Annotated in this window: 23 protein-coding genes; 10 read left to right on the plus strand and 13 right to left on the minus strand. The window is 46.0% G+C overall.

Translation table 11 applies throughout. The annotated features are described in order from the left end of the window. Nucleotides 1-4 precede the first annotated feature (4 nt). The 7 genes from T2812B_RS00110 to T2812B_RS00140 are packed head-to-tail and all read left to right on the plus strand — an operon-like array spanning nucleotide 5 to nucleotide 3,855. Nucleotides 5-694: a flagellar brake protein gene (locus T2812B_RS00110; RefSeq protein WP_004080664.1), complete on the plus strand. Its 690-nt coding sequence runs from the start codon at nucleotides 5-7 to the stop codon at nucleotides 692-694. Further along, nucleotides 691-1,305, plus strand: a complete 615-nt coding sequence (gene cheC / locus T2812B_RS00115) for a CheY-P phosphatase CheC (RefSeq protein WP_008193129.1) — start codon at nucleotides 691-693, stop codon at nucleotides 1,303-1,305. The genes T2812B_RS00110 and cheC overlap by 4 nt, the downstream gene beginning before the upstream one ends. Next, nucleotides 1,302-1,775 (plus strand): chemoreceptor glutamine deamidase CheD, encoded by a 474-nt coding sequence (locus T2812B_RS00120; RefSeq protein WP_004080666.1) that lies wholly within the window; start codon nucleotides 1,302-1,304, stop codon nucleotides 1,773-1,775. Before cheC ends, T2812B_RS00120 begins: the two co-directional genes overlap by 4 nt. Beyond that, nucleotides 1,775-2,437, plus strand: coding sequence for a FliA/WhiG family RNA polymerase sigma factor (locus T2812B_RS00125; protein ID WP_008193127.1), 663 nt, complete (start codon nucleotides 1,775-1,777; stop codon nucleotides 2,435-2,437). Before T2812B_RS00120 ends, T2812B_RS00125 begins: the two co-directional genes overlap by 1 nt. Further along, a complete protein-coding gene (locus T2812B_RS00130) occupies nucleotides 2,421-2,726 on the plus strand; it encodes a hypothetical protein (RefSeq protein WP_008193125.1) in 306 nt (101 codons plus the stop codon). The genes T2812B_RS00125 and T2812B_RS00130 overlap by 17 nt, the downstream gene beginning before the upstream one ends. Further along, the gene (locus tag T2812B_RS00135) at nucleotides 2,723-3,205 is read left to right on the plus strand and encodes a hypothetical protein (protein ID WP_004080669.1); all 483 of its coding nucleotides are present in this window, start codon (nucleotides 2,723-2,725) and stop codon (nucleotides 3,203-3,205) included. The genes T2812B_RS00130 and T2812B_RS00135 overlap by 4 nt, the downstream gene beginning before the upstream one ends. Further along, a complete protein-coding gene (locus T2812B_RS00140) occupies nucleotides 3,190-3,855 on the plus strand; it encodes a hypothetical protein (protein WP_004080671.1) in 666 nt (221 codons plus the stop codon). Before T2812B_RS00135 ends, T2812B_RS00140 begins: the two co-directional genes overlap by 16 nt. Here the strand turns inward: T2812B_RS00140 and T2812B_RS00145 are convergent. The 11 genes from T2812B_RS00145 to T2812B_RS00195 all read right to left on the minus strand — a co-directional run bounded on the left by T2812B_RS00145 (nucleotide 3,839) and on the right by T2812B_RS00195 (nucleotide 13,062). Then, nucleotides 3,839-4,069 (minus strand): hypothetical protein, encoded by a 231-nt coding sequence (locus T2812B_RS00145; protein WP_004080673.1) that lies wholly within the window; start codon nucleotides 4,067-4,069, stop codon nucleotides 3,839-3,841. The two genes, T2812B_RS00140 and T2812B_RS00145, sit on opposite strands and share 17 nt — an antisense overlap. Next, complete coding sequence (locus tag T2812B_RS00150; protein WP_004080683.1) at nucleotides 4,069-4,344, minus strand: stage V sporulation protein S; 276 nt, start codon at nucleotides 4,342-4,344, stop codon at nucleotides 4,069-4,071. Before T2812B_RS00150 ends, T2812B_RS00145 begins: the two co-directional genes overlap by 1 nt. Nucleotides 4,345-4,407: 63 nt before the next feature. Continuing rightward, nucleotides 4,408-5,418, minus strand: a complete 1,011-nt coding sequence (galT, locus tag T2812B_RS00155; protein ID WP_004080684.1) for a galactose-1-phosphate uridylyltransferase — start codon at nucleotides 5,416-5,418, stop codon at nucleotides 4,408-4,410. A 4-nt stretch (nucleotides 5,419-5,422) separates the two neighbouring features. Further along, nucleotides 5,423-6,883 (minus strand): glycogen synthase, encoded by a 1,461-nt coding sequence (locus T2812B_RS00160; RefSeq protein WP_004080686.1) that lies wholly within the window; start codon nucleotides 6,881-6,883, stop codon nucleotides 5,423-5,425. Then, nucleotides 6,880-7,509 carry an MBL fold metallo-hydrolase gene (locus T2812B_RS00165; protein ID WP_008193116.1) on the minus strand — a complete coding sequence of 210 codons (630 nt, stop codon included), beginning with the start codon at nucleotides 7,507-7,509 and terminating at the stop codon, nucleotides 6,880-6,882. Before T2812B_RS00165 ends, T2812B_RS00160 begins: the two co-directional genes overlap by 4 nt. Nucleotides 7,510-7,515: 6 nt before the next feature. After that, nucleotides 7,516-8,229 carry an undecaprenyl-diphosphate phosphatase gene (locus T2812B_RS00170; RefSeq protein WP_004080690.1) on the minus strand — a complete coding sequence of 238 codons (714 nt, stop codon included), beginning with the start codon at nucleotides 8,227-8,229 and terminating at the stop codon, nucleotides 7,516-7,518. 1 nt (nucleotide 8,230) lies between these two features. Next, nucleotides 8,231-8,836 (minus strand): CBS domain-containing protein, encoded by a 606-nt coding sequence (locus T2812B_RS00175; RefSeq protein WP_008193112.1) that lies wholly within the window; start codon nucleotides 8,834-8,836, stop codon nucleotides 8,231-8,233. Then, nucleotides 8,833-9,867 (minus strand): flavodoxin-dependent (E)-4-hydroxy-3-methylbut-2-enyl-diphosphate synthase, encoded by a 1,035-nt coding sequence (gene ispG, locus T2812B_RS00180; protein WP_004080695.1) that lies wholly within the window; start codon nucleotides 9,865-9,867, stop codon nucleotides 8,833-8,835. Before ispG ends, T2812B_RS00175 begins: the two co-directional genes overlap by 4 nt. Beyond that, nucleotides 9,864-11,369, minus strand: coding sequence for an RIP metalloprotease (locus T2812B_RS00185; RefSeq protein ID WP_004080697.1), 1,506 nt, complete (start codon nucleotides 11,367-11,369; stop codon nucleotides 9,864-9,866). Before T2812B_RS00185 ends, ispG begins: the two co-directional genes overlap by 4 nt. Further along, nucleotides 11,345-12,475: a 1-deoxy-D-xylulose-5-phosphate reductoisomerase gene (gene dxr / locus T2812B_RS00190; protein WP_004080699.1), complete on the minus strand. Its 1,131-nt coding sequence runs from the start codon at nucleotides 12,473-12,475 to the stop codon at nucleotides 11,345-11,347. The genes T2812B_RS00185 and dxr overlap by 25 nt, the downstream gene beginning before the upstream one ends. After that, nucleotides 12,454-13,062 carry a thiamine diphosphokinase gene (locus T2812B_RS00195; protein ID WP_004080702.1) on the minus strand — a complete coding sequence of 203 codons (609 nt, stop codon included), beginning with the start codon at nucleotides 13,060-13,062 and terminating at the stop codon, nucleotides 12,454-12,456. Before T2812B_RS00195 ends, dxr begins: the two co-directional genes overlap by 22 nt. Nucleotides 13,063-13,126: 64 nt before the next feature. Between T2812B_RS00195 and T2812B_RS00200 the strand changes: the two genes are divergently transcribed. Genes T2812B_RS00200 through T2812B_RS00210 form a run of 3 tightly spaced genes read left to right on the plus strand, consistent with a single transcriptional unit; the run spans nucleotide 13,127 to nucleotide 16,026 of the window. Then, nucleotides 13,127-13,537 (plus strand): methylated-DNA--[protein]-cysteine S-methyltransferase, encoded by a 411-nt coding sequence (locus tag T2812B_RS00200; protein WP_004080704.1) that lies wholly within the window; start codon nucleotides 13,127-13,129, stop codon nucleotides 13,535-13,537. Next, nucleotides 13,534-15,465, plus strand: coding sequence for a transglycosylase domain-containing protein (locus T2812B_RS00205; protein ID WP_004080706.1), 1,932 nt, complete (start codon nucleotides 13,534-13,536; stop codon nucleotides 15,463-15,465). The genes T2812B_RS00200 and T2812B_RS00205 overlap by 4 nt, the downstream gene beginning before the upstream one ends. Nucleotides 15,466-15,468: 3 nt before the next feature. Beyond that, entirely contained in the window at nucleotides 15,469-16,026 is a 558-nt protein-coding gene (locus tag T2812B_RS00210) for a pyruvate kinase alpha/beta domain-containing protein (RefSeq protein WP_004080707.1), read from the plus strand. On the opposite strand, the gene T2812B_RS00215 is transcribed toward T2812B_RS00210, so the two are convergent. Together T2812B_RS00215 and T2812B_RS00220 are read right to left on the minus strand one after the other, a co-directional pair. Next, complete coding sequence (locus T2812B_RS00215; RefSeq protein ID WP_004080708.1) at nucleotides 15,992-17,335, minus strand: radical SAM protein; 1,344 nt, start codon at nucleotides 17,333-17,335, stop codon at nucleotides 15,992-15,994. The two genes, T2812B_RS00210 and T2812B_RS00215, sit on opposite strands and share 35 nt — an antisense overlap. After that, nucleotides 17,332-18,072 carry a type III pantothenate kinase gene (locus T2812B_RS00220; protein WP_004080709.1) on the minus strand — a complete coding sequence of 247 codons (741 nt, stop codon included), beginning with the start codon at nucleotides 18,070-18,072 and terminating at the stop codon, nucleotides 17,332-17,334. Before T2812B_RS00220 ends, T2812B_RS00215 begins: the two co-directional genes overlap by 4 nt. Nucleotides 18,073-18,091: the final 19 nt, after the last annotated feature.

An 18,091-nucleotide genomic window follows, 5' to 3' on the forward strand; every position in this document is an offset into this window, starting at 1 on the left:
AATAATGGAGTACTACACGGAGCTCGTAAATGCAAAGGACGTGATAAGACCAGGTCAAAATGTGATCGTAGAAGTTTCTGCGCCGGAGGATCTGGAAGGTCAGTACAAAAGCAGTGTGCACGACGTGGACTTTGAAAAGAGAGTTCTCACTCTTTCGATGCCGAGTTTTCGAGGAAGATTGGTCCCACTTCCTCGCGGAACCAGGTGTACTGTGATGATACTGGACAGCTCTGCGATCTACGTTTTCAGGACGAGTGTGCTTGAAAGTGGTAGAGACGAAGACGGCTTTCCGGTGACAAAAGTACCGTTTCCCGGAAGATTGAGGAAGATTCAGAGAAGAAGATTCAAGAGAATAAAGATATTCCTCGAAGGAACGTACAGGGTCGCTTCGAGAGATGAACCACCGAAAAGATTTGTGACAAGGGATTTCAGTGCCGGGGGTATGCTTATGGTAGTTGAAGATATCCTGACACCAGAACAGATCATATACGTTACGCTTGATCTGGACGAAGATCTAAAGCTCAAGGATCACCCGGCGAGAGTCGTGAGAGAAGCAGGCGCTCTCGAAACGGGAGAGAGAATGTACGGTGTGGAATTTCTGAATGTTCCCCCTGCTTTGGAAAGGAAACTGGTGAGCTTTGTTTTCAAGAAAGAAATAGAGATGAGAAACAAGGAAAGGAGTGAAAGCGAATGAAGATCTCAGAAAGGCAAAAAGATCTTTTAAAAGAAATAGGAAACATAGGAGCCGGAAACGCTGCCACGGCGATTTCATATATGATAAATAAAAAGGTCGAAATCTCCGTTCCAAACGTGGAAATCGTACCTATCAGTAAAGTCATATTCATAGCGAAGGATCCCGAAGAGATAGTCGTTGGTGTGAAAATGCCCGTAACGGGAGATATAGAAGGAAGTGTCCTTCTCATAATGGGAACTACTGTTGTGAAGAAAATACTCGAAATTCTGACAGGTCGGGCTCCCGACAATCTGTTGAATCTCGATGAGTTTTCCGCTTCGGCGCTTCAGGAGATAGGGAACATAATGTGCGGTACTTACGTTTCAGCTCTCGCGGATTTTCTTGGTTTCAAGATCGACACACTTCCCCCACAGCTTGTCATCGACATGATATCTGCCATATTCGCAGAAGCTTCCATAGAAGAGCTGGAAGATAACTCGGAAGATCAGATAGTGTTTGTAGAAACGCTTTTGAGAGTGGAAGAAGAAGAGCCTTTGACATCCTACATGATGATGATACCAAAGCCGGGATACCTGGTAAAGATCTTCGAAAGGATGGGGATTCAGGAATGAAAAAAGTCATCGGAATAGGAGAATACGCGGTTATGAAGAATCCTGGAGTGATTGTGACTCTTGGATTGGGATCTTGCGTTGCTGTGTGTATGAGAGATCCTGTGGCAAAAGTCGGAGCCATGGCACACGTGATGCTTCCAGACAGCGGAGGAAAAACGGACAAACCCGGCAAATACGCAGACACGGCGGTAAAAACGCTGGTGGAAGAGTTGAAGAAAATGGGAGCAAAGGTGGAAAGACTGGAAGCGAAAATAGCGGGTGGAGCCAGTATGTTTGAATCTAAGGGGATGAACATAGGAGCGAGGAACGTAGAGGCTGTGAAAAAACATCTGAAGGATTTTGGAATCAAACTACTGGCAGAAGACACGGGAGGCAACAGAGCAAGGAGTGTTGAATACAATATTGAAACTGGAAAGCTTCTCGTGAGAAAAGTGGGTGGTGGTGAACAATTAGAAATAAAAGAAATTTAGTGTGGAACAAGGAAAGTGTGATAAGAAGCTTGCTTCCGTTCATAAAGAGAATAGCTGAAGATCTGGCACAGACTTTACCCCCAAACATAGAGGTAGACGATCTGATCCAGGAAGGAATCGTCGCGGCCCTGTCTTCTCTGGAAAGATACGATCCATCGAAAGCGAGTTTCACGACGTTCATAATGAAAAGAGTGAAAGGTGCCATGTACGACTATTTGAGAAAAATAGACTGGATGCCAAGGAACCTGAGAAAAAACGTGAAGATGATCGAAAGAGTGATATACGAAAGCGAGGAGTTTCCATCCGATGAAGAGATAGCCAGAAAAACCGGTCTCGAATTGAAAGAAGTCGTTCGTGCAAGAAACGAAATGATGAGAAAGCAACTTCTCATGATAGATGCGATGGAAGACGAAATCGTTCTGAAAACAGAGGGGCCAGACGAAAACGCGTACCGTGAACTTCTGGTGGAAGAGATGAAGAAGGCAATAGAAAAACTTTCGGACAAAGAAAAACTGGTTCTGTCTCTCAGATTCGAAAAGGGTCTATCTTTGAAGGAGATAGCGAGAGTGCTCGGTGTATCCGAATCCCGTGTTTCTCAGATTATAAGTAAGTCCCTTCTGAAAATAAAGAAAGAAGTGATGGGCGATGATCAGGCCGGTTGACTTCCAGGGATTTGTTGTGAAAGGTGTGGAGTCCGTTCAAAACGTCTCTCAAACGTTGAACCAGCAAACACTGGTTCAGCAAGCCCTTTCTCAACATCTATTACATCAGATTCAGAGAGAGCAGAGTTCAGTTAAAGAGAGTAACACCGCTGAAAGAGCAGAAGTGAGAACTTCCACAGAAAGAAGGCAAAGAGGTTTTCCTCAGACTAGGACTCACTCTTCGCTGAAAAAGAAAAAAACGTCAATAAAAGAAGAAAACAAAGGATTATTCATGGACGTGAGAACATGACAATAGCATATCTCGATTCACGAAAAATAGAGGGAAAGTTCATAGGTGGGCTCCTTTCAGTCGATGAGAGAGGAATCCCTGTGGAGTTCAAGTACACAGATCCAGTGGTTCCAAACGAACTCCAGAAAATTCTTTACGGCAGCTCGATCGACACCTATCTGAAGGGAGAACTGATTGCCAAAACATTGCTGAAGAAAATGGAGAAAAAACCGGATTTCGTTTTTGTACGTGATCCGGAGTTGCTGGAAGTGGACGACAGGCTTCTTCTGATCGTAGAAAGAACTGAAAAAGTAGAAACCCCGACCCGTGTATCTGAGGAGGAAGTTCTTCTGCCGTTCAAAGGATCCTCAGTGAAAATTGTGGGAAAAATATCCGATGAGGACATGAAAAAACTCGCTGATCTTCTGGAGACCTTCGATGTTATGGAACCGTTTCAGAGACTGGAAAGGGCGCTGGAGTATCTATGTTCGGAAAAATAGCTGCTCTGATAAAGAAATGGATAGAGGGTTTTCTTCTCGAATTGAAAGGTCCTCCCGTTGAAAAGGCAGATCCTTCTTTTCAACTTCCAGCTGTAAGAGAACAGCCTTTCCAGAACAAGGTGAATGTTTTCTCTCTAAAAGAAGAAACAACGGTTCACGAGGGTACAACAAGCGAACAACAGCTCTCTGTAAAAGAATGTTCCCTTGAGAATGAAATACGATGCAGAACAGGAACTCCAGAAATTCTGATCTCCGGGCCTTACCTTTTTAACCCTGAACTCTCGGATACATCGTTCCACAGCGAAAATGTTCATTTCACGGTCGATGTGAAAACGATCCCGTCCAAGGAAATGGATGTTTTCTCAAATACCGACATTCCAATCTTGTGGAGAACAAGAATAAAAAGAGAGGTGCTCGTCGACAGAAAAAAAATAGAAGGAGCACTGAAAGTGCTCCTGGATAGTCTGAAAGATAGAAAGATTGACAGAATCAAATTTGTCGGTTACTACAAAAACGTTCCTGCTGGAAAAATCAGCTTGCTTTCTTCTGATCTTCTCGTTGAGATCGACGAAGGTCCTTCTAAGAATCTCGTCGTTTTTGAATTAGAAATCAACGGAGAAAAAAAACACGTTTTCATTTCTGTTCAATGAGCTTTGAAAGTTCTTCGACGTTTTCAAGCACCGTTTTGAAAAACTTGAAGGCTTCCGTATCCACTTCGGAGTTTCGGTCCATAAAGTAATACATCACCTTCTTTTTAAATTGCTCCCTCTCCTCGGCAGACATCTTGAGAATTTGAGTGACTATTACTTTGATTCTCGAATCTTCCTCCATTGCTCTAACTATTTCTCGTATTTCCGGCTTCATCACTCATTTTTGTTATTTTCCAGAAAGACTTTGAAAGAAATACCTGTTCTCACATCATCCCCTATTTTGATTTCAATGAAACCCGGTACAACGAAGAGGTCCTTGCCAGACTCTTCCAGAAATCTCCTTGCGACTGCCAGAGCCTTTACTGCCTGGTTCACTGCACCAGCACCGATAGCCTGAATCTCCACCTTTTCGCTCTTGGTAAGAGAACCCGCTATCGCACCGGCTACCTTGTTGGGGTTCGAGTTCGAACTGACCTTCAGGATTTCCATCTTACCATTCCTCCTTACTCACGGGTTTCTAACTTGCATTTTATCATAAAAGAATTGGAGATTTCAAACTTGCTCTAAACTGACTTCTCTCAGATATCTAGCGGCATCTTCCGGGGGTACTGTGTTTATGTAGAATCCCGTTCCCCATTCGAAGCCCGCTACTTTTGTCAATCTTGGGAATATCTCTATGTGCCAGTGGTAATAATCCTTGCCTTCGAGACTCGTGGGGGCGGTGTGGATCAAAAGGTTGTAGGGCGGATTATCTAAAGCGGCGTATATCCTGTAGAGAACGTTCTTTAGGATTTTTGCAAGGGACCCAACTTCATCCTCGGATATCAGGTGAAAGCTGTTCATGTGCCTCTTTGGAAGAATCCATGTTTCGAACGGAAATCTGGCGGCGAAGGGCTCCAGAGCAATGAAGTGATCGTTCTCCTCAACGATTCTCTCCCTTTCTCTTTTCTCCTCGTCTATGATATCGCAGAAAGGACATCTTTCCTTGTACTCGTAATATTCCTTAGAACCGTCGAGTTCTTCTTGAACCCTCTTTGGCATGATAGGGAGCGCGATTATCTGGCTGTGAGGATGGCTGAGAGAAGCTCCTGCGTCCCTTCCGTGGTTTTTGAAAATCAGTATGTATTTTATTCTCTCATCCTTCATGAGCTGTTCGTATCTGATCTTGTAAGCCCAGATGACTTCTTCCACGTTCTTGTAATCCATAACGGCAAGGTGAGAATTGTGATCGGGAGTTTCAACGACCACATCGTGGTAACCAAACCCCATAGCTGCATCGTACATACCTCTTCCGTATTTTCTCAAAGGTGCGTTGGGATCAACCGCTGGAAACTTGTTTGGAACAACACGCACCCACCAGCCCGGTGTGTTGGGTTCCGTGTCTGCAGGCCTGAAGGCGAAAATCTCCGGTGGTGTGGTGTGTTCATTACCGTAATCGAAGGGACAGAAACCTTCCCGCACTTCTTCTACTTTCGTTCTTGCAAAATCATGAGGCCTTTTCGCTCTCTCGGTGGCTATGATAACCCATCTTTTTATAATGGGATCTTTTCTGAATTCGGGCATACTTTCACCTTCCAACCTTTGCAAGGGCTTTTTTGTAAAGATCAACGTACTCTTTGGCGGACCTGTCCCAGGACAGATCCGTGTTCATGGCATTTGTCATGATTCTCCTCCAATGATCTTTTTCCCTGTAGTAAAAGTGCAAAGCCTTCGAAACAGCCTTCAAAAGATGAGCGGAATCGTACTTCTTGAATCCAAAACCCGTACCTTCCATCGATTGTGGATCGTATTCTTTCACAGTATCCGCCAGGCCTCCCGTGTATCTCACAACGGGGATTGTTCCGTATCTCATGCTGAACATCTGTCCCAAACCGCACGGTTCGTATCTGCTCGGCATGAGGAATATGTCCGCACCGGCGTATATCTTCTGCGCCAGCTCGACATCGAACTTTATGTTCGCTGATACTTTGTCTGGATACCTTTCCTGGAACTTTCTGAAAGCGTTCTCGTACTGTTCATCTCCTGTTCCTAGAACAACGATCTGAAGATCAAAGAGCGTCAGATAATCCATCACATCAACCAGAAGGTCCAGACCTTTTTGAGGGACGAGCCTGCTGATCAACCCGGCTACAGCCGTTTCCTTGTTAACGGGAAGTCCCAGTTCTTCCTGGAGCTTCACCTTGTTTTCCCACTTGAGTTCAAGACGATTCACGTCGTAGTTGACGTAAATGTATCTGTCCGTGGCTGGGTTATAAAGCTCGTAATCTATTCCGTTCAATATACCGTAGAGATCCTTCGAGCGCATTCTCAGTACACCATCGAGTTTCTCACCATACTCTTCCGTCTGAATTTCCTCGGCGTAAGTGGGGCTAACCGTGTTTATCACATCGCTGAACACTATTCCGCCCTTGAGGAAATTCAGCTGTCCGTAGAACTCAAGACCGTCGATAGTGTAAACATAATCGGGAAGGCCTGCAAAAGAGAGGTACTTTGGATCGAACACGCCCTGGTATCCAAGGTTGTGTATTGTCAAAACCGTGGCCGTTCTGGAAAAGTAAGGATCGTCCCTGTACACAGTTTTCAAATAGACGGGGATCAAAGCGGTTTGCCAGTCGTTCACATGGACGATATCGGGCTTCAAATCAAGATGTTTTACCAGATCCAGAGTGGCCGCACAGAAGAAAATCGCCTGTTCACCAAGATCTGGCCCCGCGTAGACATCTTCCGCAGAGAAATAGTAATCGTTGGCAACGAAATACGTTTTCACATCGCTACCGGGAAGAACGGATTCATATATATCGAACTTTTGATCGGTTTTGACATGAGAAACAGAGAGACTTTCGGCTACTTTCTTGATCTCATACCCAAATTTCTCCGCATTTTTTTCAACGATTCTGTGTTTCGGCATAACTATTGTGACATCCACCCCGTGTTTCTTCAAGTACTTTGGAAGAGTTCCAGCAACGTCCGCCAATCCTCCTACTTTCGCGAACGGAAAAACCTCGTAAGAAACGAATACCACTTTCATTTTTTCACCTCCGGTTTCAGCGGTGCGTCGTGTGGAAAAACTAAAAGATCGATCCTTCCAACTCTGTCAAGGAAGTTCTTAACCTGAACACTTCCGTACCCTTTGATTATATCATAGTAGCTAAGCCTGTTAGGTGTTATATCCCCCGTGATCAGCACTCTTCCCGCATTCTCCGTATCGAGAAGAAAAGAAAGGTGCTCTCTGGCGTGCCATGGAGTGTGAAACACCTTTACTTTTTCATCGAACAGCGACTCTTCTCCCTTCAGAAGCACCACATTCTTCCACGAAGAGATCACTTTTGAATAGATTCTTCCCACGATCGTACCAAAAGAAAGATAGTTCTTCGTTTTGTAAACTTCATGAACATAGAAAGTAGCATTCTCGAAGAGGACAGAGTTGAAGATATGATCGAGATGCACATGCGTGAAGAGAACGTCCGTTATATCATCCGGGGAGATTCCTAGCTCAGAGAACTTTTCTTCCAGTTCGTCCATAGAAGAGAGGTTACCGGGGTCGATGATGATTCTTCTGTCCTTGTGTTCCAGATAAACGACAGTGGAGAAGTGAGCGTTCAGCCTTCCTGGAACGAAAACGTTTCCTCCCGTTACGAGGATTTTCAACTCCACTCGGTATCACCCCGCAAGGTAGCTCAAAATCGCCACGAACAAACAGTAGTAAGAAAACTGCCATATCTTTCCAGATCTCACAGATCTTGAAAGCACGTAAAGAGCAAAAAGGCCGGAAAGAAAAGCAAAGATCGGTGCCAGAATGGTTACATTTCCCTTTCCTAAGCCAAGGATTCCTGCGCCCAGAACGACAGGTATGGACATCAGAAAGGAGTATTGAAGAGCATCTTCGCTTCTGTACTTCATGAACAAAAGAGAAGACACTGTGATTCCACTTCTCGAGATACCCGGAAAGAGAGCAAAAAGCTGGGCAATCCCAACAAGAAGGGCATCGAGGAAACTCATGTTTTCCATTCTCTTTTCACCAGACGAAGAATACCTGGTGAACATCAGGATCAAAGCGGTTGCAGAGAAAAACAGAGGGAGAAAGCGTGGTGAAGAAAACAGTTGATCGATTTGTTTTTCGAAGAGAACTCCAAAAACGCCGGCCGGAATGGTTGAAACAATCAGATTCAGGATGATTCTCCAGCTTCTCAGACTCCTTCTTATACCGTCAAGCGCGAAAAGAACAACGGATACCAGCGTCCCAAGATGCAGAACGGCCGTCTGGTAAGCGTTCAGATCCGTCTTTAACAGATGCGACAGAAGAGTCAGGTGTCCGGAACTGGAAATGGGAAGAAACTCCGTCAATCCCTGTACTATTCCGAGCAGCAGATCCACGTCAGAACCCCTCTTCCTTTTCGATGGATTCTATTTTTATCCCAAGACTTTCAAAAAGCTTGATGAGTGTTCCTTCATCTACCGCGTCCACTTTGATGAGAACCTCTCTCTTGCCATCTCCTGACCTTGTTGTGATAACGGATAAGATGTTTATGTTACTGAGCGCTAAGGCATCTACAACCTTCCTCAACTCTCCAGGTTTGTCCTCGAGAAGGACAGAAAAACGGATACCAGGAACGTCCATCGCCAGAGCCTCTATGAGCGCTTCAAGAAAATCATGAAGACTCACAGCACCCTTGAGGCGCATCTCTTCATCAACCACCGGAAGGTAAGGCTCCTGGTGCTCCAGAAACAGAAGAAGAGCGTGGGTGATGTTGTCTTCTTCGTGGACGAAAAAGTTCGGAAGAGAAACTTTATTGAATACAGAAGAATCAAGATCCAGATCCAGCAAATCCTCCTTGTTCACCACTCCTCTGAAGTGGCCTTCCCGATCTTTGACAATACATTCGTTCGTCTGGTACTGCCTCATCCTGTGCAGACATTCTCTCACTGTAGCTGATTCTTCAACCATCGGGAAGTCCTGGGTGACCCATTTTTTGACTTTCATCGTTCCACCTCCTCGAGTAGTTCATTCAGATAGTATTTGAGACGTTCCAGAACGAACTCTTTTGAAACACGTTCTTTTATCTCTCCTTTCACGAATATAACAGCTCCATCCCTGAGACCGGCCACTCCCAGATCGGCATCTTTTCCTTCTCCAATACCGTTCACAACACATCCCATAACAGCTATTTTCAATCTCTTTTGAACGTGAAAGAAATTCTCTTCGATCATCTTCGCCATATTTTCGACATCTATTTCTGCTCTGCCACAAGTGGGGCAGGCTATCACCTCCACACCTTCCCTGAGACCGAGGGCTATGAGGATTTTCTTTCCGACGATAACCTCCCTCACTGGATCTCCAGATATGGATACCCTTATGGTGTCACCTATGTTTTTCAGAAGGAGATGACCTATAGCAATGGAGGATTTAACAATGGCCGTTTCCGAAACTCCCGCCTCGGTCACCCCAAGATGGATGGGATATTCGACCTTTTCGGCGATGTACTCGTTCGCCTTTATCGTTTCGAGAACATCCGAGCTCTTCACCGAGACGATGATATCGTAGAACCCTTCCTTCTCGAGTAGTCTGACTTCCTCGAGAGCGGATTCTGCCAGATCTTTCCACCTTTCTGAGGTCCTCCTCTTTATGGATCCCACGTTCGCTCCAACACGAATGGGAATGCCTTTTCCTTTCGCAGCCGCGACGACATCCTTCAGCCGATCCCTACTCATATTACCTGGATTGATCCTTATTTTGTCTGCTCCATTCTCAATCGAAAGAATAGCAAGCCTGTAATCGAACTGAATATCCGCAACAAGGGGAATCTCTATCTGTTCCTTTATTCGTCTGATTGCTTTCGCATCTTCTTCATCTTGAACGGCCACCCGAACGATCTCACAACCAGCCCTTTCAAGGCTTTTTATTTGGGAGACGGTTTTTTCCACGTCGGCCGTCTTCGTCGTGGTCATAGACTGAACACTCACGGGGGCTTCTCCCCCGATCACCACCTTCCCGACTTTCACACTCTTTCTCATATTCCCATCATCCTTCCTATGTCGAGGAATGTGATGTAAAGGAAGAGTATCATGAGAAATATGAACCCAAGGAAATGAATGATGTTTTCGACCTGGGGATTGAGTTTCTTTCGAGTGATCATCTCCACAAGCGAGAAGATAATGCGACCACCATCGAGCGCCGGAAGTGGCAGAAGATTCAAAACACCCAGACTGATTGTTATCACAGCCACAACTGTGAGGACTGCCTCCAGACCCGTTTTGGATGCCGCACTGATCACGCCCGCCAGTCCCACCACTCCCACTATCTGTCCTGTCTGAACATTCCTGAAGAAGTTCTTCAGAGAAGAGGCAGTCGTCAGTAACACGTAGTTGCACGCCTTCACAGAAAGATTCACCGCTTCCAGAGGATTCTTCGGTTTATAACGGGGAACACCCATCTCCAAGAGATCGGGCGTTTCGAGGATGTTTTTCAAAAATGAGGCCTCCACGTTTTTCTCTATCGTGCTGTCACCCCTTTTTATCACTACTCTGACGCTGCCTGAAAGTCCTCTCCACCATTCGATATTTTCTCCCTGCAAACTCACTATCATGGTGTCTTTTCCCAGTGTCAGCCTCTGATAAAGCACCACCAAGTCCTGCCATCCTTCTATTTCCTGGTCTTCCACCCGGACTATACGATCTCCCTTTTTAAAGACGAAAAGCCCTTCTTTAAAATAAATGTCCTTTTTGAACACAGGAGCGAGCCCGGAGAAGGATATTCCGATCATATAGCGGGCCGGAATTTCGTTGAACTGCTTCAGAATTCCCTTTACCGTTCCTCCTTCGAACTCAAGAACCACGTATTCGTTCACAAATTCTTTGAGAACAGATGTGTCTCTGTTTCCGTTAACTGAGACGAGTTTTCCCGAAGGAGTTCCTTCTGCACTTTCAAGAACGAACTCGTACGTTTCGGGATACATTCTGGGAGTTAACCTGAGAGATTTCTTCTCACCATTCCTGATGATAACCAGTTCAACAGGCAGTCCCTTCTGGATCTCGTTCGAGATGATTGACGTGTCAAAAGCGATCTTGTCGTTTATGGAATAGATGATATCTCCTCGTCTCAGTCCAGCTTCTTCTGCGGGACTTCCCGGCACAACTTCATCTATCCCGGGAAGCGCGATTCCCCAGTTAAGAGTGATAGGGAGAAAGAGGAGATAACCCGCGAGTATTGAAAAGAGAGGACCCGCAAGGGTGATCAGAAATCTCTGCCAGGCGGGTTTCGCGTAGAAACTCTTTTCTTTCTCTTCCTCGTCTGCTATCTCTTCTCCTTCTTCGCCGAGCATTCTCACGTATCCACCTATGGGAAAGACGTTTAGTCTGAAGGTGGTTTCCCTTCCCTTCACAGAAAAAATCTTTGGTCCAAACCCAATCGCGAACTCCAGAACCTTCACTTTAAAGAGCCTCGCAAAAAGATAGTGGCCGAGTTCGTGGACCATTATGACACCCGTCAATATCAATATGAAGTAGACGATAACCATTCTGTCACCCTCTCCGCTTTTTTTATCGCTTCGAAATGAATTCGCTCCACATCATCCAGCGTTCGTGGCTGTGGATATCCTTGAAACTCTTCGAGAGTTTTCTCTATCACTCTGTGGATACCACCGAACCTTATTCTCCCCTTCAAAAAGGCTTCGACTGCCACTTCATCTGCCGCGTTGAAAGCTGTTCTCAGAGCGTAAGAATCCTTTATCTCTTTCAGAAGAAAGAACGCAGGGTATTTTTCGGGATCGGGATCTTCAAAAGAAAGGCTAATGGTCCTCAGAAAAAACGGTTCAAGAGCGACGCGTCTCGGATAGAAAAGGGCATAACTTATCGGTATTCTCATATCCGGTGGTGACACCACCATTTTGACGTTTCCATCGGGCAGAACCACTGCTCCGTGAACCAATCCCTCTCTGTGTATCTTCACTTCTATCTTCTCGAAGGGCAGCTCGAAAAGTTCCATGGCTTCCAGAACTTCGAACGCCTTGTTCACCATTGTAGCAGAATCTACCGTTATACGGGCTCCCATATTCCACACGGGATGCTTGAGTACGTCTTCAGGCCTTGCTCTATCGATCTTGGAAATTTTCCAGTCTCTCAAAGCACCTCCAGAAGCTGTCAAAACCACCTTTTCCACTTCTGGCTCCATCACCTGAAAGATGGCGCTGTGTTCACTATCGACTGGAATAAGTTCCGTTCCTTTCTCTTTGAGTTTTTTCTTCACCAGAAATCCGCCGCACACGAGAGATTCTTTGTTCGCAAGACACACCCTTTTCGAGTGTTCTAGAGACGCAAGCACCGCCCTCAATCCACTGAATCCCGAAACTGCTACCATTGTGATGTCAGGCTTCAGCGCTTCCAGCATCTCTTCTATGGAATGAGAACCTTTCCAGACATTGATCGAACTGTCTTCGAACTCCACATCACCCGTGATCGCCACGTTCTTCACGTTGAATTCTTTCACGATCTTGAAGGCCAGCTCCAGATTGCTGTGAAACGAGATACCTATCAATCGAATTCCTTTCACTTTTTTCAAAACATCGAGTGTCTGAGTCCCTATGGATCCAGTGGCACCCAGTATCACGAGGGTTCTTTCTTCCATCTGAAGTAGATCAAACCTCCCTTCTTCACTTCTATCGTGACTCTATCCCTCACAGCTTCGTTGCTCACACCGTAGGGTTTTGTGATGGGCATAACGGCATCCTCAAGGGTGTATTTGAAGCCCTTGAGGGTCACCCCTTCTGCGTCGCCACCGAGCGGTAGTATGGACCACTTTTCTCCAGGAACAGCGGAAAGAGTTTTTGCTCCTTCCACGTAACCAACCGTGAGAGAAGGTGATTCAAGGATCGTGTTTTTGAAGCGTCTCAACAGATAGAAAAGAGCAAGCACCATGTCGAGACGGTCTCCTTTCCATCCGAAGACAACCTTTTCTTCTTCTTCGAACTCTCGAAGTGCAAGTTCCAGATCTATTTCGTCCTTCTCCTTTGGAAATATTTTCAGCGTTACCCCGTGTTGTTTCAACCACTCCATGGTTTCCTCTTTCGCCGAATCGGCATCACCTATGAAAAAATCTGGTACAATGTTTCTTGTTCTCAAGTAGTTCGCTCCTCCGTCCACCGCCACAATTTTCTCACAACGGGAAACATCCACGAACTCTTCATAGGAACCGTTTGCAAAAATACACACCATGGATTTCTACTCCTCCTTCTCGTTCAAGGCCCTGATATAATTCTATCAGGAGGCGGTGTTTTCGATGAGAGTGCCGGGAAACATTTCTGTTCAGACGGAGAATGGAAAGGTAGTGAAAATTATCTTGGGATCGAACGAAACAGAAGGTTCGGAGGAGATTCTCCGCGAAATAGAAGAATACCTTTCAGGTCAAAGAAAAAGCTTTTCATTCCAGGTAGAGATCAGAGGCACACCCTTTCAGAAAAGAGTCTGGGAAGAAGTTCGAAAAATCCCGTACGGTGAGACGAAAACTTACAGCGAGATAGCAAAAAAACTCGGAACGTCCCCCAGAGCAGTGGGGCAGGCTCTTTCGAAAAACCCTCTTCCTCTCTATATACCGTGCCACAGGGTGGTTTCTAAGAAAGGACTCGGTGGTTTCAGCGCAGGCTTGGAATGGAAGAAATACCTGATCGATCTGGAGAGATTCAGAAAATGAAGAAATTCCTTTTATCCTTCTTCATAGCTTCGCTTTTGACTTTTTTCTTACTGTGGGGTCTTTATTTCTTCTTCACAAAAGACCTTCCTCCTCCCGAGGAGAAACTTGTGCCGACCATCAGACTGTTTTACAGTGACGGAACTCCACTGCTTGTCTCCAGGAATATCTGGATAGACCTCTCCGACATTCCAGAGAAATTCGTTGAGATACTCCTCACCTCCGAGGACGAGGAATTCTACAAACATCCAGGATTCGACCTCATGGGATTTCTGAGGGCGTTGATCATGGATATAAAGACACTGAGTTTCTCACAGGGCGGAAGCACCATCACACAGCAACTCGCCAGGACGCTTTATCTTTCGATGGACAAATCCATCGTCAGGAAATTGAAGGAAATCTTCATATCCTTCTGGCTTGAACGCATAAGAACCAAAGATGAAATCCTCGAGATGTACATAAACTCCGTCTATATGGGGAACGGAATATACGGATTCCAAACGGCCTCTAAATTATACTTCGGAAAGGACCTCTCTGATCTTTCGGTGCCGGAGATGTGTGTTCTTGTGGCTCTGATCAAATCCCCCGAGAACTTCAATCCTTTAAAAGATCCCGAGACCTCCCGAAAGAGGGCGAAGATCGTCCTGGACAGATTACTGACGGAGAAAAGAATCAGCACTCAGGAATACGAGAATTACTCTGCGGAACTTTCAAAACTCGAGTTTCACACGCAGCAGATGAACGTGGACGAGGAACTCTTCTGGAGGGTCGTGAGAGAAGCCCAGGACCTTGGATTTTCGCTGAACGAACTCAGGTACGGCTACAGGGTTTATCTCACACTGGATAAAGAACTTCAGAAAAAGGTGTACAACACGGTCGAAGATGATAAGACAGCTTTTGTTGGTGTAAAGGTGAAAACAGGAGAAATAGTGGCTTATCGAGGAGTCGGCCTTCAATACGGAACCGGATGGAGACAGATAGGATCAGCCATAAAGCCCCTGTATTATTACTATGCCGTTCTCAAGGGAAGAAACCCTTCCGATCTCCTTCTGGACCTTCCCCTGAAGATCGGAGAGTGGGAACCAGAAAACTTCGATAAAACCTTCAAAGGAACAGTCAGTTTGAAGGAAGCACTCGTTGATTCGAGGAACATCCCTTCTGTGTTACTTTACTCTTATTTGCAACCAGAGAGTGTGAGGAGTTTTATAACGGAAGTATTGAAGCTGAGAGCCAGGTATCCAGACGATCTCACCGCTTCTCTTGGTACTGTGGAAACAGCCCCGGAAGAGATCGTGAAGGTTTATTCCGCCATCTTCAACGGAGGAGTGGTTCTGGAGCCATACATCATCGACAAAATAGAAGACAGAAACGGGAAGATCATCTACAGAGGGTACCCGAAAGTGCTGTCCGTCGTTCCGTCTTTTGTGAGATCCGCCCAGGAAGCGAGTGAAATATTGAAGAGTATCTTAAAAGAAGTGGTTGAGAGAGGCACCGGTGTTCGGGTGAAGATTCCAGGAAAAGAAATCGCGGGAAAAACAGGAACGGCAGAGAAGAACGCCTGGTTCGTTGGAGGAGATGATGAGTACATATTCGCGGTGGTAAAGGACGGGGAAAACCTTCTTGGTGGAAGGGATTGCGCTCCAGTGTGGAAAGAAATAGTGAGCAGCTGGGAGAAGTTCGAGGGAGATCTTCGATACAAAAGACTAGACAAACCGGGAATTCCTCTTATTGACGATAGAACAATAGAATATCTGGACTACGCGAAACTGGTTGAACTGGTCAATGGATCGAAACTTCCTGTGAGCGTTCTTGTCAAAGTTCTACAGCTCATGGACTACAATCATCAGATTGAATTCCTCTCAAAATTGAACAGCGTGGATCCGATACTGTCCCTTGAAATCTGGAAAAAGTTTTTGATGGAAGGAGGTTGAGCGATGGTCCTGTTCGAAAAACCCGGAAAGGAGAACACAAGAAAAACCCTCGAAATAGCAATTCAAAAAGCCTCTGAGCTTTCTTCAAAAAAGCTATTGATCGCTTCCGCTACGGGTTACAGTGCTAGAATGGCCCTCGAGATGATTCCGGAAGACATGAAGCTCGTTGTGGTGACACACCACGCGGGCTTTGAAGAACCCGACACTCAGGAATTCGACGAAGAATTGAGAAAATTGTTGAAAGAAAAGGGTCACGATGTTCTCACAGCTACGCATGCCCTCTCCGCGGGTGAAAGGTCTCTGAGAAGAAAATTTGGTGGAATCTACCCTCTTGAGATAATAGCGAACACGCTGAGAATGTTCAGCGAAGGTGTGAAGGTGGGTGTGGAGATAACGCTCATGGCGGCTGACGCGGGACTTGTTAAAACGTCTGAACTGGTTGTTGCCTGCGGTGGAACAGAAAGCGGTCTCGACTCGGCAATCGTTGTCAAGCCCGCGAATTCTCCAAATCTTTTCGATCTAAAGATCACGGAAATTCTCTGTAAACCTCTGATTTCTTGAGTTTCTGAGCGAAGTCTTTTATCTCCTGGATCTCTTCGTAACTCATACCGTGCTTCCACCAGAAGGGAAGAACCGTGTTGTTCAAAAAAACGGGATCGATATCCGGGTCCAACTTGCCTTCTTCGACAAGTTTTTCCCAGTCTTTTGTTCCCGGAATAGGAGTGTATTCGTTTATGGAAATACCTATTCCTTCACTCAAACACACCTTGATGGCGTTCAGCACATCCTCTTTCGTCTGCCCCGGCATGTTCACCATGATGTACGCTGAAACTTCTTTTTCGGTGAAACCAGCTTTCCTCAAGATCCTGGCTGCGCGAACGAGGTCCTCATCGTAAACCTTACCGCCTGTTTCCCTCTGGAGCCTTCCAGAAGTTTCATAGCCCAGTTTTATCGTCCTGAAGTTCGCTTCTTTCAAAAGGAAGGCCGTTTCTTCATCGAGAAGACGTGCATGTATCCCGTTCGGGAGATGAAACCGTACAGGCCATCTCTTTTCCACAATCAGTTTGAGAAGATCTTTGAACCTTCCCGATGCCAGAATAGCATCATCGAAAAAGACCACATCCTCAACTTTGAAAATGTTCAGGTACTTCTCTATGGTTTCAACCACTCTCTCCGGTGTTCTTACTCTCAAACCGTTCCAGAGTCGGTGAACAGCGCAGTAAGAACACCTGAAGGGACATCCAAGTGTGGTGATGAACACGAGGTAACCAATTCTGTTGTAGAGTTCGTACATGGGGTCGAAAACTTCAAACCAGTCAGCGGGGATTTCCTTCGATGGAAATCCCAGAGTCTCTAAGAATCTGGGAAGAAACACGAGGTCGCCCTTTTCATAGACTATCGCTCCGCTCTTCTTCGCGTGTTTCGGAAAGAGCCGCGGGTAGACACCTCCCAGGACAATCGGTACGTCGTAGCGGCCTTTCAGAAAACGAATCGTCTCCCATACTCCGGGATACCAGTAGCTCAACGTGGACGTGACCATTATGAGATCAACGTTTCCGATTTCTCTCAATTTCCACTCCAGAAACTCTGGAGGTGCTCCGTACCTCTTATACCTTCTTGGAACAAATCTCAATATCTCTGGTTTCTCTATAACCTGACTTGGAAACTTTCCTGTGCCGTATCTTTTGTCTTTTGGCACTCTCGTAAATCGTGGAAGATCGGGATCGTGTCTGTTGAGAAGATCCACGAGATGGACCTCGTAACCCATCCACTCCATTGCGCGAGCAACGTAAAGAAGACCGATGGGCTTCAACCAGAAATCGTACGCCGCAAAATCGTGAATCCACGGATTAACGAGAAGTACATTCAATCTCCGAAGCAGAAATGGTACACCCCCTTGATCGTGAGGTCCTCATCGAAAATCTCGTGTTTTATCATATCTTTCACGATCTTCGACTGACCTCCCGTGAGAACCACCGGTAAATCACCGTAAACTTCCTTTATTCGCCCTATTATCCCCTCAAGAGCGTAGACACTTCCGTTCACCACACCCAGCCTGATGTTTTCCTCCGTATCCTTTCCTACAACAAAATCCGCTGGTTTTACCTCAACGAGCGGAAGTTTTGCCGTTCCCCGAAAGAGCGAGTGAACCATCATGAAGAATCCAGGCAAAATGGCTCCTCCTTCGTAAGATCCGTTCACAACAAGATCCACGGTGGTTGCCGTTCCCATGTCGATGATGATTCCGTTTTTACCGTATTCCTTGACGAAAGCGACAACGTTGGCCACCCTATCAGCACCCACTTCCGAGGGATTCTTCACGTTCCATTTCACACATCCGTTTTTCGCCTTCACCCATATCGGTGATATGTGGAAATACTTTTGAGAAAAACGCTCTATGACTGTGTTCTGAGTGGGAACGACGGAGGCCACTCCTATCCCCTTTATCTCACGCATAGCATCGCCCAGAAGAGGATGAAGGTGTGAAAAGAGTTCGTCTTCCGTCTGAAACACACCGGTGGACAGCCTCCACCTTCTGAAAGTTTTACCATCTTCGGTGATAGAGAAGACAGAATGCGTGTTACCCACGTCCACGAGGAGGTACAAAAGTATCACCTCCACATTT

It is taken from the genome of Thermotoga sp. 2812B (assembly GCF_000789335.1).
In the GTDB taxonomy this organism is placed as follows: Bacteria; Thermotogota; Thermotogae; order Thermotogales; family Thermotogaceae; genus Thermotoga; species Thermotoga maritima.

Coding starts and splice junctions, on each gene's coding strand:
- T2812B_RS00210 (WP_004080707.1), top strand. CDS start 15,469: ATGGTCCTGTTCGAAAAACCCGGAAAGGAGAACACAAGAAAAACCCTC.
- T2812B_RS00135 (WP_004080669.1), top strand. CDS start 2,723: ATGACAATAGCATATCTCGATTCACGAAAAATAGAGGGAAAGTTCATA.
- T2812B_RS00130 (WP_008193125.1), top strand. CDS start 2,421: ATGATCAGGCCGGTTGACTTCCAGGGATTTGTTGTGAAAGGTGTGGAG.
- galT (WP_004080684.1), bottom strand. CDS start 5,418: ATGCCCGAATTCAGAAAAGATCCCATTATAAAAAGATGGGTTATCATA.
- T2812B_RS00145 (WP_004080673.1), bottom strand. CDS start 4,069: ATGAAGCCGGAAATACGAGAAATAGTTAGAGCAATGGAGGAAGATTCG.
- dxr (WP_004080699.1), bottom strand. CDS start 12,475: ATGGAAGAAAGAACCCTCGTGATACTGGGTGCCACTGGATCCATAGGG.
- ispG (WP_004080695.1), bottom strand. CDS start 9,867: ATGAGAAAGAGTGTGAAAGTCGGGAAGGTGGTGATCGGGGGAGAAGCC.
- T2812B_RS00120 (WP_004080666.1), top strand. CDS start 1,302: ATGAAAAAAGTCATCGGAATAGGAGAATACGCGGTTATGAAGAATCCT.
- cheC (WP_008193129.1), top strand. CDS start 691: ATGAAGATCTCAGAAAGGCAAAAAGATCTTTTAAAAGAAATAGGAAAC.
- T2812B_RS00195 (WP_004080702.1), bottom strand. CDS start 13,062: ATGGTGTGTATTTTTGCAAACGGTTCCTATGAAGAGTTCGTGGATGTT.
- T2812B_RS00150 (WP_004080683.1), bottom strand. CDS start 4,344: ATGGAAATCCTGAAGGTCAGTTCGAACTCGAACCCCAACAAGGTAGCC.
- T2812B_RS00140 (WP_004080671.1), top strand. CDS start 3,190: ATGTTCGGAAAAATAGCTGCTCTGATAAAGAAATGGATAGAGGGTTTT.
- T2812B_RS00205 (WP_004080706.1), top strand. CDS start 13,534: ATGAAGAAATTCCTTTTATCCTTCTTCATAGCTTCGCTTTTGACTTTT.
- T2812B_RS00110 (WP_004080664.1), top strand. CDS start 5: ATGGAGTACTACACGGAGCTCGTAAATGCAAAGGACGTGATAAGACCA.
- T2812B_RS00175 (WP_008193112.1), bottom strand. CDS start 8,836: ATGAAAGTCAAAAAATGGGTCACCCAGGACTTCCCGATGGTTGAAGAA.
- T2812B_RS00185 (WP_004080697.1), bottom strand. CDS start 11,369: ATGGTTATCGTCTACTTCATATTGATATTGACGGGTGTCATAATGGTC.
- T2812B_RS00200 (WP_004080704.1), top strand. CDS start 13,127: ATGAGAGTGCCGGGAAACATTTCTGTTCAGACGGAGAATGGAAAGGTA.
- T2812B_RS00160 (WP_004080686.1), bottom strand. CDS start 6,883: ATGAAAGTGGTATTCGTTTCTTACGAGGTTTTTCCGTTCGCGAAAGTA.